This is a genomic window from Flavobacterium anhuiense (assembly GCF_050990855.1).
Lineage (GTDB): Bacteria > Bacteroidota > Bacteroidia > Flavobacteriales > Flavobacteriaceae > Flavobacterium > Flavobacterium anhuiense_C.
The window spans coordinates 3,883,639-3,900,000 of sequence record NZ_CP158861.1 but is presented as its reverse complement, the minus strand read 5'-3'; the positions used below and the strand labels follow the sequence as shown (position 1 = coordinate 3,900,000).

The 16,362-nt window shown below is 33.9% G+C and carries 15 protein-coding genes; 3 read left to right on the top strand and 12 right to left on the bottom strand.

The features are described from left to right. Positions 1-1,131 carry an efflux RND transporter periplasmic adaptor subunit gene (locus tag ABTV69_RS17385; RefSeq protein WP_433830988.1) on the top strand — a complete coding sequence of 377 codons (1,131 nt, stop codon included), beginning with the start codon at positions 1-3 and terminating at the stop codon, positions 1,129-1,131. Positions 1,132-1,242: 111 nt separating this feature from the next. On the opposite strand, the gene pdeM is transcribed toward ABTV69_RS17385, so the two are convergent. The 6 genes from pdeM to ABTV69_RS17355 form a co-directional block, all read right to left on the bottom strand. Beyond that, positions 1,243-1,881, bottom strand: coding sequence for a ligase-associated DNA damage response endonuclease PdeM (gene pdeM / locus ABTV69_RS17380; protein ID WP_433830986.1), 639 nt, complete (start codon positions 1,879-1,881; stop codon positions 1,243-1,245). 6 nt (positions 1,882-1,887) lie between these two features. Then, positions 1,888-4,347 carry a ligase-associated DNA damage response DEXH box helicase gene (locus ABTV69_RS17375; protein WP_433830984.1) on the bottom strand — a complete coding sequence of 820 codons (2,460 nt, stop codon included), beginning with the start codon at positions 4,345-4,347 and terminating at the stop codon, positions 1,888-1,890. After that, complete coding sequence (locus tag ABTV69_RS17370) at positions 4,348-5,949, bottom strand: ATP-dependent DNA ligase (RefSeq protein WP_433830982.1); 1,602 nt, start codon at positions 5,947-5,949, stop codon at positions 4,348-4,350. An 80-nt stretch (positions 5,950-6,029) separates the two neighbouring features. After that, positions 6,030-7,034: a ligase-associated DNA damage response exonuclease gene (locus tag ABTV69_RS17365; protein WP_433830980.1), complete on the bottom strand. Its 1,005-nt coding sequence runs from the start codon at positions 7,032-7,034 to the stop codon at positions 6,030-6,032. Between the two features lie 36 nt (positions 7,035-7,070). Further along, positions 7,071-7,457: a YidH family protein gene (locus ABTV69_RS17360; RefSeq protein ID WP_433830978.1), complete on the bottom strand. Its 387-nt coding sequence runs from the start codon at positions 7,455-7,457 to the stop codon at positions 7,071-7,073. A gap of 16 nt (positions 7,458-7,473) precedes the next feature. After that, a complete protein-coding gene (locus tag ABTV69_RS17355; protein WP_433830976.1) occupies positions 7,474-7,794 on the bottom strand; it encodes a hypothetical protein in 321 nt (106 codons plus the stop codon). Positions 7,795-8,014: 220 nt separating this feature from the next. Between ABTV69_RS17355 and ABTV69_RS17350 the strand changes: the two genes are divergently transcribed. Next, on the top strand, positions 8,015-8,146 hold the full coding sequence (locus tag ABTV69_RS17350) for a hypothetical protein (protein ID WP_433830974.1): 132 nt from the start codon (positions 8,015-8,017) through the stop codon (positions 8,144-8,146). An 88-nt stretch (positions 8,147-8,234) separates the two neighbouring features. On the opposite strand, the gene ABTV69_RS17345 is transcribed toward ABTV69_RS17350, so the two are convergent. The 6 genes from ABTV69_RS17345 to ABTV69_RS17320 all read right to left on the bottom strand — a co-directional run bounded on the left by ABTV69_RS17345 (position 8,235) and on the right by ABTV69_RS17320 (position 14,527). Next, positions 8,235-8,864, bottom strand: a complete 630-nt coding sequence (locus ABTV69_RS17345) for a DsbA family oxidoreductase (RefSeq protein WP_433830972.1) — start codon at positions 8,862-8,864, stop codon at positions 8,235-8,237. Between the two features lie 410 nt (positions 8,865-9,274). Next, complete coding sequence (gene dnaN, locus ABTV69_RS17340; RefSeq protein ID WP_111283020.1) at positions 9,275-10,393, bottom strand: DNA polymerase III subunit beta; 1,119 nt, start codon at positions 10,391-10,393, stop codon at positions 9,275-9,277. Between the two features lie 107 nt (positions 10,394-10,500). Beyond that, a complete protein-coding gene (gene gldG / locus ABTV69_RS17335) occupies positions 10,501-12,186 on the bottom strand; it encodes a gliding motility-associated ABC transporter substrate-binding protein GldG (protein WP_433830970.1) in 1,686 nt (561 codons plus the stop codon). Next, a complete protein-coding gene (gene gldF, locus ABTV69_RS17330) occupies positions 12,186-12,911 on the bottom strand; it encodes a gliding motility-associated ABC transporter permease subunit GldF (protein ID WP_433830968.1) in 726 nt (241 codons plus the stop codon). Before gldF ends, gldG begins: the two co-directional genes overlap by 1 nt. Positions 12,912-13,116: 205 nt before the next feature. Further along, positions 13,117-13,413, bottom strand: a complete 297-nt coding sequence (locus ABTV69_RS17325) for a putative quinol monooxygenase (RefSeq protein ID WP_433830966.1) — start codon at positions 13,411-13,413, stop codon at positions 13,117-13,119. Positions 13,414-13,699: 286 nt separating this feature from the next. Then, positions 13,700-14,527, bottom strand: a complete 828-nt coding sequence (locus ABTV69_RS17320; RefSeq protein WP_433830964.1) for an SAM hydrolase/SAM-dependent halogenase family protein — start codon at positions 14,525-14,527, stop codon at positions 13,700-13,702. Positions 14,528-14,789: 262 nt separating this feature from the next. Between ABTV69_RS17320 and ABTV69_RS17315 the strand changes: the two genes are divergently transcribed. Beyond that, entirely contained in the window at positions 14,790-15,740 is a 951-nt protein-coding gene (locus ABTV69_RS17315) for a PhoH family protein (protein WP_144212431.1), read from the top strand. Positions 15,741-16,362: the final 622 nt, after the last annotated feature.

Genomic DNA, 16,362 nt, shown 5'->3' with positions numbered 1-16,362 from the left:
ATGAAAAAATATATTGTAGCGTTTATAAGCGCTTTATTTCTAATTTCTTGCGGAAAGAAGAAAAACGAAGAAAGCAAAAGTGCTGAAAATAAAAGCATTGACATCATTAAATTAAGTCCTGAACAAGTTAAAAATGCTGGTTTAGAAAATGGAAATCCAACAATTAAGAATGTAAAGGAGATTTTGCAACTTCAAGGTACAGTAACGGTTCCGCCAAAAAGCGTAATTAGTATCAGTATTCCGTTGGGAGGTTACGTGAAAAGCACCAATCTTATTGCGGGAATGAACGTTCAGAAAGGTCAAGTTTTAGCTGTTTTAGAAGATATGCAGTTTATAGAATTGCAGCAAAATTATCTAATGGCGAAAGAAAAGTTCGAACTGGCTCAAAATGAATACAAAAGACAGAAAGAGTTAAATGCAAACAAAGCGGCAAGTGATAAAGTTTTGGAGCAAATTACGACTGAAATGCGAACGGAGCGTATCACCATGTCTTCTTTAGAACAAAAATTAAACTTGTTAGGAATTAATGCTAAAACATTAAATGTTGGGAACATTAGCAAAACGATAAAAGTAATTTCGCCGATAAATGGTTTGGTTTCTAAAGTAAATGTCAACATCGGAAAATATGTAAATCCAACGGATATGCTTTTCGAATTAATTGATAAAAAAGATATTGTTCTGACTTTAAACGCATTCGAAAAAGATGTGACGTCGCTTTCAATTGGTCAAACAGTTATGGCGTATACAAATGCTTCAGATGCGAAGAAGTATGCAGCAAAAATTGCTTTTATCAACCAAAGTTTAAACGGAGATAGAGCAGCAGAAATCATTTGTAATGTGAACAGTTATAATCCTGATCTTTTGCCAGGACTTTTTGTGAATGCGGAAGTTGAAATCGAAAACCAAAAAGCGCTAACGGTTCCAGAAGATGCCGTTGTGCGTTGGGAAGGAAAATTTTATGTTTTTACCGATATTGGGAATAATCAATATCAAATGAATGAAGTTAAATCTGGAGTTAAAAATGAAGGTTTTACTCAAATCACTTCTGATGCAATTTCAAGTTCTTCAAAAGTGATAATCAAAAATGCTTACACGCTTTTGATGTCGGCAATGAATAACGATGAGCAGTAATTTTTTCGTTAGAAAATAAATAGAAACCCAGTGAATTTAGTTTTACTGGGTTTTATTTTTTACTTTAAATAATAATTTTTAAAATATTGTAAATAAAAGTGATATATTTTTTTAATTACTTTTATTTATCAAAACTACTTCATCTCCAGCAATCGCATAAACAAGATGCTCTTCTTCAGGTTTCAGAATAAATTTTCCTGTAAATTCTCCAAAAGCAGGCAAAATCATTTGGTTTGGTTTTTGAAAAAAACAACGCAGTTTTAAGCTCTGCATTCCCAATCCGCGCAAGATTATTCCAGGATGAATGTGTCCTGCAAAATTAAACAAATCGTCTTTTTCTGTTGGATGATGCGTGAAGAAAAAATGATCAATTTGTAAAACATCAACGACAAGAATTCCAATTTGATAATAATGTTTCTGGTCAATTATATCGTGATTTCCTTCAACTAAGTACGTTTCTTGATTGTGATTTGAAATCCATTCTTCGAATAAATCCCATTCTGAATTTTTCGCACTGTGAAATAAATCTCCCAAAAAGATAATTTTTTCAGGTTCAAAATAGTCTAAAACATCAGTTATCCTTCTAAAATTCTCTGAAACGGCATTTTGAGGAATTGCAATTCCGTGTTTTCTAAAATGTGTTACTTTTCCCAAATGAACATCAGAAATGATAATGATTTTTTTAGATTCCCAAAAAACAGCTCCGCTTGGATGAAGTGTAAAAGTTTCGTTTTGTATTTGAATTTTCATAAGCTGTTATTTCATATAAGAAGCCGTCATTTTTTGGATTCTTTCAGCCAAAGTTTCACTCGATAATTTTTCTCTTAATCGATCGGTGATTATTGGAAAACTAAAAGGTGTTGGTTTTAAACATTGTTTCCAGATAATTTTCTGATTGGCAATTCTCTCCAAAGCCAGTATCAACCGACCTTCTTCCAATTGATGTTCGAATGTTTCTCGATACGCTTGATGCAATAATAAATTATCGGGTTCAAAATCTCTGAAAACTTCAAACAATAATTGAGAACCACTTTGCAAATGTTTCGTTTTGACCATTTTTCCAGGAAAACCTGTAAAAACCAATCCCGAAATTACAGCAATATCTCTAAATTTTCTTCGCGCCATTTCGGTGGAATTTAGGCTTTTCTGCAAATCGTGATGCACATATTCCGTTGAAAATAAATTATTATCTAAAACTGCTTCAATATCAATTTCCTGATCTGATAGTAATTCAAAACCATAATCGTTATAGGCCAAAGAAAAAGTGATGGATTGCAATAAACTAATTCTGAAAGCCAATAAACTTGCGAGTGCCTCGTGAACAAAACGGCCTTCAAAAGGATAAAAAATAGCGTGATAACCTTCTCTTGTTTTAAAAGTTTCAATTAGAAATTCATCTGAACTTGGCACAATCGATTCTTTTCTTTGTCTTTGAAATAAAGGTTGTAAAGCTTTTAATTCAGGCGAAAGATTATCAGTATTGGCACGATACAGTTCTTTTCGTAGCAATTCGCTCATTTGAGAAGAAAGAGCCAAACGCCCGCCCATCCAACTCGCAATTTTCGATTCTTTCTTCGGACTCGCTTTTTTAACTAAAACCTGCATGTTCCTGATTTTGAATAACTCTAGTTTTTTTCCTGCGAAAATAAAAGTGTCGCCCGGTTTTAACTTAGAAATAAACCATTCTTCAATCGTTCCGATATAACCGCCACTCACGTATTTCACATTCATAACAGCATCACCAACTATTGTTCCAATCTGCATTCTGTGGTGCATGGCAACCATTCTGCTGTTTATTTTATAACAGCCGTTTTCGTCGATTTCTACTTTTTTAAATTCGTCATAAGCATGGAGACTTTGGCTTCCCTGAGTAATAAAGTTTAAAATCCAATTCCAATTTTCTGCTGAAATAGTTTGATAACTGAATGTTCCTTGAATTTCTTTGAAAATTTCGTTAGGATAAAATCCATCGGAAACGGCTAAAGTGTTGAGATATTGCACCAAAACATCCCAACTGTTTAAATACGGAACTCGATCTTCAATAACACTATTTTCAACCGCTTTTTTTAAAGCAGAAGCTTCGATAAGTTCGATAGCGTGAGTAGCTAGAAAATAAATAACGCTTTCTTTTCCAGGCTGATGACCGCTTCGTCCCGCGCGCTGCATAAAACGTGCAACACCCTTTGGCCCGCCAACTTGGATAATGGATTCGACAGGAGCAAAGTCAACGCCCAAATCCAAACTCGAAGTGCAAACAACGACTTTTAATTCTTCATTTCGAATCGCATTCCCTACCCAAAGTCTGGTTTCACGATCAATACTTCCGTGGTGCATCGCCATTTCTCCAGCAAATTCTGGATATTTTTCTAATAATCGCTGATACCAGATTTCGCAAGCCGAACGAACATTCGTAAAAATTAAAGTCGTTTTACTGGCTTTTATGATCTTAGCAGCTTCATCAATTAAATGCAATCCCATATGTCCGCGCCACGGATACGTATCCATTTTTTCTGGAATGATAGAAACTACTTTTATTTTTTTATGAATTACTGCTTTTATTAAAACGGAATTATAAAAAGCTTCAGAATCAACGCCTAATAAAACTTGCTGAGCTTGCTGTAAATTGCCTATTGTGGCCGAAATTCCCCAAATTCGAATATTTTTGGCAATAGTTTTTAATCGGGATAAAGCCAATTCTACTTGAACGCCGCGTTTGGTTCCTAATAATTCATGCCATTCGTCAATTACAATTGAACTGCAGTTTTTAAAAGTATTGGCATAGCCTTTTGAGGCCAAAAGCAATTGAAGGCTCTCAGGAGTGGTAATTAGCAGATCGGGCATTTTGCTTTTTTGTTTGGCTCTTTCTGATGAAGAAGTATCTCCAGAACGAATTCCAACAGTCATAGGAATGTCTAAATCGGTTAAAACTCGTTCTGCGGCTTGTTTGATTTCGACAGATAAAGAACGAAGTGGGGTAATCCACATGGCTTTTAAACCTGGATTGTGTTTTATTTTGTAATTCGGATTTTCTTTGATATAATTTAATAGGATCGGAAGCCATAATGCATAGGTTTTTCCGCTTCCTGTTGGCGCATTCAATAAACCATTTTTACCTTGCAGAAAAGCAGTCCAAGTCTGTGTCTGAAACGGAAAAGGCTTCCATCCCTGACTTTCAAACCAATTGCTGGCGATTGTAAATAACTGCTCTCTGTTCATCTATAAAATCATATTTTTTAAATCTTCTATCGAATTGGCTTCTTCAATCTTTTTATCGTGACGCCATCTTAAAATTCGCGGGAATCGAGTTGCTACGCCACTTTTATGTCTTTTAGAAAGTGAAATTCCTTCAAAACCAATTTCAAAAACTAATTTTGGCGTAACACTTCTTACGGGGCCAAATCGTTCTAAAGTATTTTTTTTAATAAAATCATCGACCATTCTGAATTCAGCATCGGTTAAACCAGAATATGCTTTCGCAAAAGTTACAAGTTCGCGTTCGTTGTTTTCATTTTCCTGCCAAAGGGCAAAAGTATAATCCGTAAATAAATTGGATCGTCGTCCATGACCACGCATAGCGTAGGTGAGAACGGCATCGATGGTTAAAGGTTCGATTTTCCATTTCCACCAATCTCCTTTTTTTCTTCCAACGAGATAAGGAGAATCTTTCCTTTTTAACATCAAACCTTCGCTTCTCATTTCGCGGGACTTTAGTCTTTCAGTTGTAATATCTTCCCAACTCGAAAAATTAATTCGTTCAGAAAGCTGTAACGGAATGTCTTTTCCAATTAAAGTAGTAAACAGCTCTTCTAATACTGTACGACGTTCTTCGTAAGGAAGATTTCGAATGTCATTTCCTTGCCACTCCAATAAATCGTAAGCTTTTATGATTACAGGCGTTTTCTTTAAAACCGAAGCAGAAATATTTTTTCGGCCAATTCTAGTCTGTAAATCATTAAAAGTTCCGATTTCATTTTCTACGAAGGGAAGAATCTCGCCATCAATTACAGTTCCATTTGGAATGACTCCAACAAAAGAATTGAATTCTGGATATTTGTCGGTTACCAATTCTTCGCCACGACTCCAGACGTAAATTTCGTTTTCACGAATAATCGTTTGCGAACGAATTCCGTCCCATTTATGCTCGGCACTCCAATCTTCTGGATTTCCTAAATTTTCCAATTCGCCTTCAATTGGGTACGCCAAATAAAACGGATAAGGCTTTGATAAATAATCACTGCTTCTTTCATTCAAAATCAATTCCTGAAACGTAATCGTGTTCGGATTCCAATCACCCATCAGTTTATAAGCCAATGTGTCTTCTTCAATATTTTCTGCTTTAGAAAGTGCTCTGGTCATCAATTTCTGACTCAAACCAATTCTGAAACTCCCTGTAATTAATTTAGTGAAGACAAATCTTTCGTAATAATTTAAATTCAACCAATTGGTTTGTAAATATTCCTTTTTCTCCAAATCAGTTTTCTTTTTTAAAGCAATGATTTCTTCAAGAAATTCAGTCAAACTTTTATCGGAATGTTCTTTTGTAGTAGGAATAACTAGTGCAATAGTTTCAGCTAGATCACCAACAATATGATAACTTTCTTCAAACAGCCAAAGTGGAATGTTCGCCAATTCGTTTGCCCAAAGACGCAATAAAGTCGTATTAACCGGTCGGGGAGGGCGGCGGTGCGAAAGTATCGCAATCGTCCAGACTTTATCTTCGTCACTTGCTTTCAGGAAATAATTTGTCAAAGCATCAACTTTTACCGATGTTTTATTAGAACTATCCAAGGTTTTTATAAGCTCGGCAAAATTTTTCATTTTTTTTCTTGTAAAATGTTAGAGGTGAAATGTGAGAAGTTAATGTTTTTCGTTTTCGTCTAACTTCTCACATTTGACATTTATCCTTCTTCAGAATCATTCGTTTCTCCTTCGTATTGTGTATTTGCTGTTCTGGCATCGTAACCTAATTCTCGGAGATATCTTGAGAATATGTCTGAATATCCGTGAGTGCAGATTACTTTTTCGGCTCCAGTGGCCTTGATGCTTTCTAGTAATCCATTCCAATCGCAATGGTCGCTTAAAACAAAACCTCGGTCGACAGCTCGTCTGCGTCTAGCGCCTCTGAATGCCATCCAGCCACTAGCAGTTCCTGTAACAAAGGGTGTCATTCTTCTTATCCAAGTGCTTCCGTGTGCGCTGGGCGGTGCAATTACAATATTGCCTAATAAGTCTTGTTTTTTGGTTTCTAAAGTAATTCTCGTAGTTGGTGGCAAATCGATTTGTGATCTAACAACATTGGTCATATTTTCTATTGCGCCATGCGTATATATTTGGCCGATGCTAGTGTCAAGATATTTTAATAATCGTTGTGCCTTTCCTAAAGAATAACCAAACAGAATTGACGTTTTTCCTTCTGCACGATTTTCTGCCCACCAATTATTGATATCGGTCATAACATTGGTTTGCGGTTCCCATTTAAAAGCAGGAAGTCCAAAAGTGCATTCGGTTATAAATGAATGGCATTTAACCACTTCGTAAGGAACTGAAATTCCATCGTCTTCGGTTTTATAATCACCTGTAAAAACCCACACTTCGCCTTTGTGTTCGACTCTAATTTGCGCCGAACCAATTATATGTCCAGCTGGATGAAAAGAGAATTTTACGCCATTTATCGTAAAGGTTTCATTCCAGTTTTTACCCGAAACATTTATTTCGCCTAAACGATGTTTTATAATTGGAATATTGGAATAATGAGTAATATAGTTTTCATGTCCCCAACGCGCGTGATCAGAATGTCCATGAGTTATTATCGCATTCTTTACTGGCCGCCACGGATCGAGATAGACATCGGCTTGCTGGCAGTAAATTCCTTTATCGTTAAATTGTAATAATGGTATATTCATTTCAATTAGATGATATGGCAATTAGATAATTATACTTTATGCGCTGGCCGCTATGATTAAATAAGCTATTAGTGATATGCTTAGCACAAATAACATCATTGTAATAAAAGTAAGCATTGCAGTTGAATACTGATATTTTCCTTTTTTTAATAGTTTGATTGTGTGAATGTAACGTATATAAGACAGTAAAATCGTCAAAGCACCCGCAATCAATAAGCCTATTCCTAAATAGATTGTGAAATTGCTTTTGGGCGCAACTGTTTCTGCTAAATATTCAGCAGGAAGTTGTTTTAAAAACAATGAAAATTTTACTGCCACAAATCCGAAAACCATTATTCCAATTCCAGTACGAATCCAAGCCAATAAAGTTCTTTCATTAGACAAGTATTCGTTCATAACTTCCTGATCATTCTTTGGCGACATAAATATTCAAATGTTTTTAGTATTCAAAATTTCTATAAGGAGGGCAGTTGTATTTGTCATCTTCATTATCTAGATTATAACTGTCGTAAGGATTACTGTTATCATAAGTAGAAAAAGGAGTATTATCTTCGGCAAGATTTAATCCGCTTTCTATGATTTCGTAGCAGTCATCAGAAAAATGATTGCACTGCTTTCTATAGTGAGTATCTTCATTTTGTCCCGAAGTAAATTCTTGGTCCATTGCCTCATTTTCATGTGCAGTGTCAACGTGATCGGGTTTACTGCATTTAAAATCACTTAAGTTTGCAGTTTGTCGGCTGTTTGAATCTTTTTTCATGGCTGCTGTTTTAAATTAGTAATTTTCAAATTTGATATATACAAATTTGAAAATTAGATGCTTAAAAAAATTATAGGATTTACTTTTAATCTTACATGATTTGTTATCGCGGCTATTTTACTTAATTCTCATTTTGTAAAACTCAAATATAATTCTGTAAAATAAGCAGTTACGTATTTTGCAACTTTGTATAACTAATAATTAAAAAATTATAAACATTATGGAAACTTCAAGAAAAGATTCGAAATCTGGAATGAAAGATTCTGGAAAAACTCAAAAATCAACAGCTGGTTCTAGAGGAAAAAGTACTACAACAAAATCTAACGATTCTAAAGGTAGAGCTGGTCATTAATTTTTTTAGTTTCTAGTAAAACTAAATAATAAAAGCGTGCTGTTTAAATGTAGACAGCACGCTTTTAGGTTTTTATAAGATTAAAGTTTTATTTTAAAACTTCCTGAATTGTTTTTACAAAAGTTTCAATAGGTTGAGCGCCCGAAACGGCATATTTGCGATCAAACACAAAGAATGGAACTCCCTGCACGCCAATTTCATTAGCTTCTTTAATATCTGCTTCCACTTCTTTGATAAATAAATCATCGCTTTCAAGAACCTCTCTTATTTGATTTTCTTCTAAACCGGCTTGCATTCCTAATTTAATCAAAGTTTGGCCATTATTCAAATCTTGTCCATCTGTGAAATAAGCTTTAAAGAAAATTTCTTCCATTCGATCACCCATATTTTTAGTTTTTGCCAATTGAATGATTCGATGTGCGTTTAAAGAATTTGAGATTACAGCCTTATCAAAATTATAATCTAAGCCAACACTTTTAGCGCGTTCTGCGACACCTTGGTGCATTTCTTTAGATTGTTCAACCGACATGCCTTTTCTTTCTGCTAAGAACGTATAAACGTCCATATCAGGTTGCGAAGTGATGGTTGGATCAAGCTGAAAGCTTTTCCATTCAATTTCAAATTCATCATTAGGAAATACTGCAAGAGCAGTTTCCAATTGTCTTTTTCCGATATAACAAAACGGACACATGATGTCCGACCAAATTTCTATTTTCATATCGTAAAGATAAGGATTTTTGTTTGTTTTTGTTTCAGGTTTCAAGTTTCACGTTGATATGCGTGTTTATTTAACCGCAAAGTTCGCAAGGTTTTTTATTTTTGATGACTTAGTAAAAACGCAAAGTTCGCAAAGCTTTGAGAAAAAACTTTGCGAACTTTGCGTTCCCGATAGCTATCGGGATTGCGCACTTTGCGGTAAAAAAAATCAAAACAAATCATATCAACGTGAAACTTGAAACCTGAAACAAAATCAACAAAAAAGAAAAATAAAAAACCGCAACTCTTTATGGGAATTGCGGTTTCTAGGTATAAAAAATGGTTGGTTAATAGCGATATCTTTTTTTTTACAATGATAGATCTTTTATTTAAAACTAAAAAATATCCCTGTAACAGAAAGAAACTTTAATGTTAGCTATTTAACATTACAGGCATTACCAACATCGTAACTGTTTCTCCTTCTTCTAGACCATCAACAGGAGTCAAAATTCCGGCTCTGTTTGGTAAAGACATTTCAAGCATAATCATGTCTGACTGAAGGTTTGTCAACATCTCTGTTAAGAAACGAGAGTTGAAACCAATTTGTAAATCATCACCTTGATAATCACAAGTCAATCTTTCTTCTGCTTTGTTTGAGTAATCGATGTCTTCTGCAGAAACGTTTAATTCAGCTCCAGCAATTTTCAAACGAATTTGGTGTGTAGTTTTGTTAGAGAAAATTGCAACACGACGAACAGAGCTTAAGAATAAAGAACGATCGATCATTAATTTGTTTGGATTTTCTTTAGGAATTACCGCTTCGTAGTTAGGGTATTTTCCGTCGATTAAACGACACATTAAGATATAATTGTCAAATGAGAAAGTCGCATTTGAATCGTTGTATTCAATTTTTACTTCTGCATCAGAACTTCCTAAAATACTTTTTAAAATGTTTAAAGGTTTTTTAGGCATGATGAAATCTGCTACTTGAGATGCTTTTACATCTGTACGAGCATATTTTACCAATTTATGAGCATCTGTAGCTACGAAGATTAATCCTTCTGGTGAAAACTGGAAGAATACTCCAGACATTACCGGACGTAAGTCGTCGTTTCCAGCAGCAAAAATAGTTTTGCTTACCGCAGTTGCCAAAACTTCTGCAGGAACAAGTGTTACAGACGGATCTTCCAGACTTACCGCTTTAGGAAACTCTTCTCCCGCTGCATAAGCCAATGCATATTTTCCAGAATTAGAGCTAATCTCTACTGTGTTATTGTCTTCAACAGTAAAAGTTAACGGCTGCTCTGGGAAAGTTTTTAAAATTTCAAGTAAAAGTTTTGCAGGAACTGCTACGCTTCCTTTACTTGTAGAATCGATCGATAATGTAGCCGACATAGTCGTTTCAAGATCTGAAGCCGAAACGGTCAACTCATTGTTGTTTAGTTCAAATAAAAAGTTGTCTAAAATAGGCAACGTATTATTGCTATTGATTACACTACCTAAAACTTGTAATTGCTTTAATAAGTACGAACTCGATACTATAAATTTCATCTGTTTTGTTTTATTTTTTGATGCACCTTTGAGTAAATAAAGGTCTAAATATACGGATTACAAATATATCTTAAACTATCCAAAGTATTACATTTTTTTATTAACATCTATTTGCTGTATTTTCTTTTTCTAATAAAAGTAAAAGCAAATCCAAAAATTAATAAAATAAGAATTGGAACTCCGATAGTTATGAATTGTGTAAAAGTATAACTTTCATAAACTTTTTCTTTGTCCAATAAAGGCAGTTCAACGTCCTTACTTCTAATGTTAATAAGTCCTGTGTCATCAAGAAGGTAATTGATACAATTCATGATGAAGTCTTTGTTGTCATACAATTGGCCAGTTCTTTGGTCGTAACCTAATTCAACTGGCATCATATTTTTGTCCAATTGATTTCTAGCCAAATCTCCGTCAGCAATCACAATCATTTTATTAGGTTTTCCTTGTGCTGTAAAAGAATTGTCTTTGAAAGGCAAAACTCTATTCTCAAAAGCCGAATGGAAAGAACCTTCCAATAAAACAGCAAGCGGTTTGTTTCCTTTATTCAAATAATCTTGTGGAGTTGTTTTCTCCGTAACCATATTCAGGTTCACTTCAGTTGGCGTTCCGATAGTTTTGGAATATTGAGAAGATTGCAGTAAAACCGTTTTCTTAATTCCGTTTTTCAAAGTATCGATTGGGTTTGCAAAATCGAATTTAATTCCGCCCAGATTTTTAACGATCGGATGCTGGCTTGTCGGATAAACTTGAGGAGCAAATTTCCAGATAAAATCTTGATATTGTGTCGCGCTTCCTTGTTCGCCAGTTGCCAGTTTTATTGGGCTTCCTTGTTCGTCTTTAATCAAATCAGGATTAATTCTAAATCCGTATTTGAAAAACATGTCGTTTAGGTTTAGATCTCTCGGATAAGCCAAAGTTGCCCCCATCTCATTGTACAGACTATCCATGTCTGCAGCCGCCTGATCGATTAGCCAAAGCGTTTTTCCGCCATTCATAATAAACTGATCCAGAACTTCTTTTTCTTCGTCTGAGAATTTTTCTGTTGGTTTAGAAATAATCGCTAAATCGTATTTTTTAAGCGCATTTAAAGTTCCGTTTGGATCTTTTGCAACCGAATCTAAAGTAAAAGGTCCGATATAATAGCTTTCTTTAACCTGCATCAGCATTTTAGCGATATGAATTTCTTTCAATTCGCCGTTTCCTCTTAAAATAGCAACTTTTTTCTGCTTGTTTTTAGTGATTTTATTGATAGCATCAGCGATGGAATATTCTAAATGCTGGATAGATCCCATTACTTTTTGCGTAGTTGAAGCGCCCATTATATTTTTTAATAATGGAATATTAACTTCTTTGTTGTTGTAAACCGCAACTGCCCAAGGAAAAACCATTGCTTGAGATTGTTTTCCTTTATCGTCAACCGTAATGTTTATTGGCGTTAAACCTTTCTGGAAAAGTGATTTTGTCAATTCTTCGCTTTCGTCTTCATTTTCTAACGGATCAACAAATTCGAAAACAATATTTTTATTATAAGCTTGGAATTCTTCTAATAATTGTTTGGTTTCTTGCTGCAAACGTCTAAAATCGGCTGGAAGATCTCCTTCCATATAAATCTTTATAGAAAGCGGATTCTGAACTTGTTTTAGAATTCCTAATGAAGTTGGAGATAAAGTATAACGTTTGTCTTTTGTTAAATCAAAACGATGAAAAAATATGGTTCCAAGTACATTTAAAACAACTAAAATAAAAATAGTGATGCCTAATGTCTTTAAATTATGTTTTGTAGAGAGTTTCATTAAGCTTTATAAGATTTTAATTGGTAAACAGTAAAAGACAAGAAAGCAATTGCAATGCTTAAAAAGTAAATAATATCGCGAGTATCAATTACGCCTCGACTCATACTTTTAAAGTGATTTTGCATTCCGAAAGCTGAAATAAAACCATTTGATCCTGGGATTAGTGAACTCAATCCTTCAAAACCAAAATAGAAGAAAAAGCATAAGAAAACGGCAATAATAAAAGCCACAATCTGATTTTCTGAAAGGGTAGAAGTAAATATTCCGATTGATGAATAAGAAGCAATTAAAAACAATAATCCAAAGTAAGAACCAATGGTGCTTCCCATATCAATATTGCCTTCTGGCGAACCTAAATCTGAAATTACTTTCACGTAAATCAAAGTTGGAACGATGGCTAAAATAATCAGCAAAAATGAACCAAAAAATTTACCATTTACGATTTCCCAGATTGATAGAGGTTTTGTCAATAACAATTCTAAAGTTCCTTGTTTTTTTTCGTCAGAGAAACTTCTCATAGTTACCGCTGGGATTAAGAAAATTAAAATCCAAGGTGCCAATGTGAAAAACGGAGTTAAATCGGCATAACCTGTTTTTAGAATATTATAATCTCCTTCAAAGACCCATAAAAATAGTCCGTTGCTAATTAAGAAAATCGCAATGACCAAATAGCCAATAGGAGAACCAAAAAAGGATTTTATTTCTCGTAAAATGATTGATTTCATGTATAACGTTTATTCGTTTATTTGTTTAATCGTTTAATCGATTATTTTTTTTTGTTTCATGTTTCACGTTTCAAGTTGCTTTACTTTGTGTTTGTTTTTAACCGCAAAGGCGCAAAGTTTAACGCAAAGTTTTTATTCAAAGTTTTGCGGTTAAATTCGTTCCAATTCTCCGTTCCAATATTAACTTGAAACCTTAAACTTGAAACTATTTTAAACTAACTAATTTGTCAACGCTCCACGCTTCTGGTTTTGCATTGAATAGTTTCTTTGTAAAATTCCAAACGGTATTAAAAAGTTCAGAATTTCTATAATTTTCCAAATCGGCTTCGGTTTCCCAATAGCTGTAAGTGAAAAAGATGCATTTATCATTTTTGTCCTGATACAATTCTAAAAAACGATTTCCCTCAGCATTTCGTATTTTCTCTTTCACAGATTCAAAATTTTCCAGAAAATCAGGAATTTTTTCTTCGTGAAAACTCATTTTTACTATTCTTACGAACATCTTAATTATTTTAGATTTTAGATTGCAGATTTTAGATTTTTTGAATGCCTAAAGTCTTACAGGTGCGCAAAAATACCAAAATAGATTGTTGTTTTAAATAAAAATTAAAATATATTAATGAGATGTTTTTAGGTGCATTTTTGTCATTTCGACGTAAGGAGAAATCACACGCGGGATTCAACAAAGATTGGAACTCAACTATTAGGAATTCCTAGTATGATTCCTCGTTAGGAATGACAAACTAGACGGAAATCTAAAATCTGCAATCTAAAATCTAAAATGTTTTTTAAGAAAACTTAATCGTAATCACATCACGATAATTCAATCCTAGCAAACTATTTGCAGAACCAACTTTAGTAGGATTGCTTCTAAAAATGGCGATTTCAAGGTAACCAGCTTCGTTAAAAATAGCCAGTTTTTCTCCTTCATAAGTTTTGATAGGATATTTATCAGAAGTGGCAATTGCCGAATAATTTGGCAGAATCGTTTTAATGCTTTTTGGTTTCATTACAATTTCATACGGACGACCGCGCGATATTTCTAAAAATTGCTTTTTAGAAATATTCGTAACCACGTTTCCGAAATGGTCAATGTAAATGATGTTTCCTTTTATCGAGTTTCCATCATCAGCTACAAGCGCTTGCAGTTCGGTTGCTTCTTTAATAGACGGAATTTCTTTTCCAATTACATTCAGTAATCCGCCTTTAGATAAATGCGAAGCAACTTGAATAAAAATATCCAAATCTGTAGCTTCAATAGGAAAACGATCGTGAATATTGATCGCTACAATTTTCTGCGGAACGATTTTCTGCGTAAGCATGCTTAAAATTCCGTTATCGGCGCAAATAAAGTAGTGATCATTCCATTGCATAGCAATATGCTGGTTCTCTTTATTGCGTTCGATATCCACACCAATAAGATGCACGGTGCCTTTTGGAAAGCTCATATAGGCAGCTCCAATAATGTAACTTGCTTCGGCGGTATTAAAGGGATCAATGTCATGAGAAATGTCAACGATTTGAACCTCTGAATTTTCAGAAAGTATTTTACCCTTCAGCGACCCCACAAAGTGATCTTTTAAGCCGTAGTCTGTAGTAAGGGTAATTATTGACATAATTTTGTTTATAACTATTGATAGTATTTAAATCTAAATTTCATTAAATTTGAGAAATGCAAAGCTAATAATAGTAAACACAAATTGAAAGAAAGAAAAGACAATTTGTAATTTTTAAAGCATTTGCAAGTTACAATATTCAAAAACAAAGATTTAAGTTTAAGAAACAAAAAACTGAAAACTGCGACAGAATACTGTGACCTAAAAGTGACCCGACAACCACTAAATATTAAAAGGAATTTTTAATTTAAAACTACTTCATTTGAACGAAAGAATAATCGAGCTAGTAGATATTGCACCAAAAGAATTTTGGGGCGCGCAGGACAGCCATTTAGAAATCATTAAAAAGTATTACCCGAAGCTTAAAATCGTAGCGCGAGGGACAACTTTAAAAGCATTTGGCGAAAAAGAAGTTTTAGACGAATTCGAAAAAAGATTTCAAAGATTAATGCTTCATTTTACACGTTACAATAATATCGACGATAATGTAATTGAGCGTGTAATAATGAGTGATGGTCAAGAAGAAAAAAGAGCTTACGATCATGACAAAATCTTAGTTCATGGTGTTGGCGGTAAGATTATCAAGGCAATGACACCAAATCAGCAATTGCTGGTTGATACGATCAAGAAAAACGATATGGTCTTTGCTATTGGTCCTGCTGGAACCGGAAAAACGTATACCGGTGTCGCTATGGCGGTTAAAATGCTTAAAGATAAAGAAGTAAAAAGGATCATTCTAACACGTCCTGCAGTAGAAGCTGGTGAAAATCTTGGTTTTCTTCCTGGGGATATGAAAGAAAAGCTCGATCCTTACATGCAACCGCTTTATGATGCGTTGCGTGACATGCTTCCGAACGAAAAATTAGAGGATTATATTTTGAAAGGAATTATTCAGATTGCGCCCCTTGCTTTTATGCGCGGACGTACGTTGGATAATGCTTTCGTAATTCTTGATGAAGCACAAAACACCACACACTCGCAAATGAAAATGTTTTTGACTCGTATGGGTAAAAACGCCAAATTTATGATTACGGGTGATCCTGGACAGGTCGATTTGCCAAGAAGAACTATTTCTGGTCTTAAAGAAGCTATTTTGGTTCTAAAAGACATTGAAGGTATCGGTATTATTTATCTTGATGATAAAGATATCGTACGCCACAGATTGGTTAAAAAGGTTATCGATGCTTACAAGCAAATTGAGAATCACGATTGATACTTTTTTTAGTGAAATGTTAAATGTAAATCGTGAAATGTGTTTTAACATTTATTAATATTCGTTTTGTACGTTTTATAAAAAGGTGCAAAACGAATATTTTTTTTTAAAAAGATTTTTTGAAATTTTATATATGAAAAAAAGTGGCTTAATATTTCTATTGTTGATTTGCATAATTTCATGTAAAAAGGAACAATCTATATAAAAAAGAAAAACCTAAAAATAAATTTCTTGGTACCTGGTATGATACAGAATATGTAATCCCCAATAAAACAAAATTAAAAATAATAAAGACAGCACATTTGTATATACCGCAAGAGGTTGCGATTGGGGAACATTTTCTAAAGGAAAGTGGAAATCTAAAGGAGATTCTATCGAATTAACTAGCAGTAAAATGGATACTTGCTATAGTGCTTTTCCTTTTATTGATTGTGGTTTTTATTAGAGGAAAGATAAAAAACGAATGGTAACAGTTTTAAATTGTAAACCAGACATGGAAAGAGATTTTTGTGTATTTACAAAAGAAGTGTTTTACATTAAAAATGATTCGTTGATTTATAAAATAAAGGATACAGCATGTTCTGATAATTTGAGGATTAAATTTGCTAAAACACCAAAAATC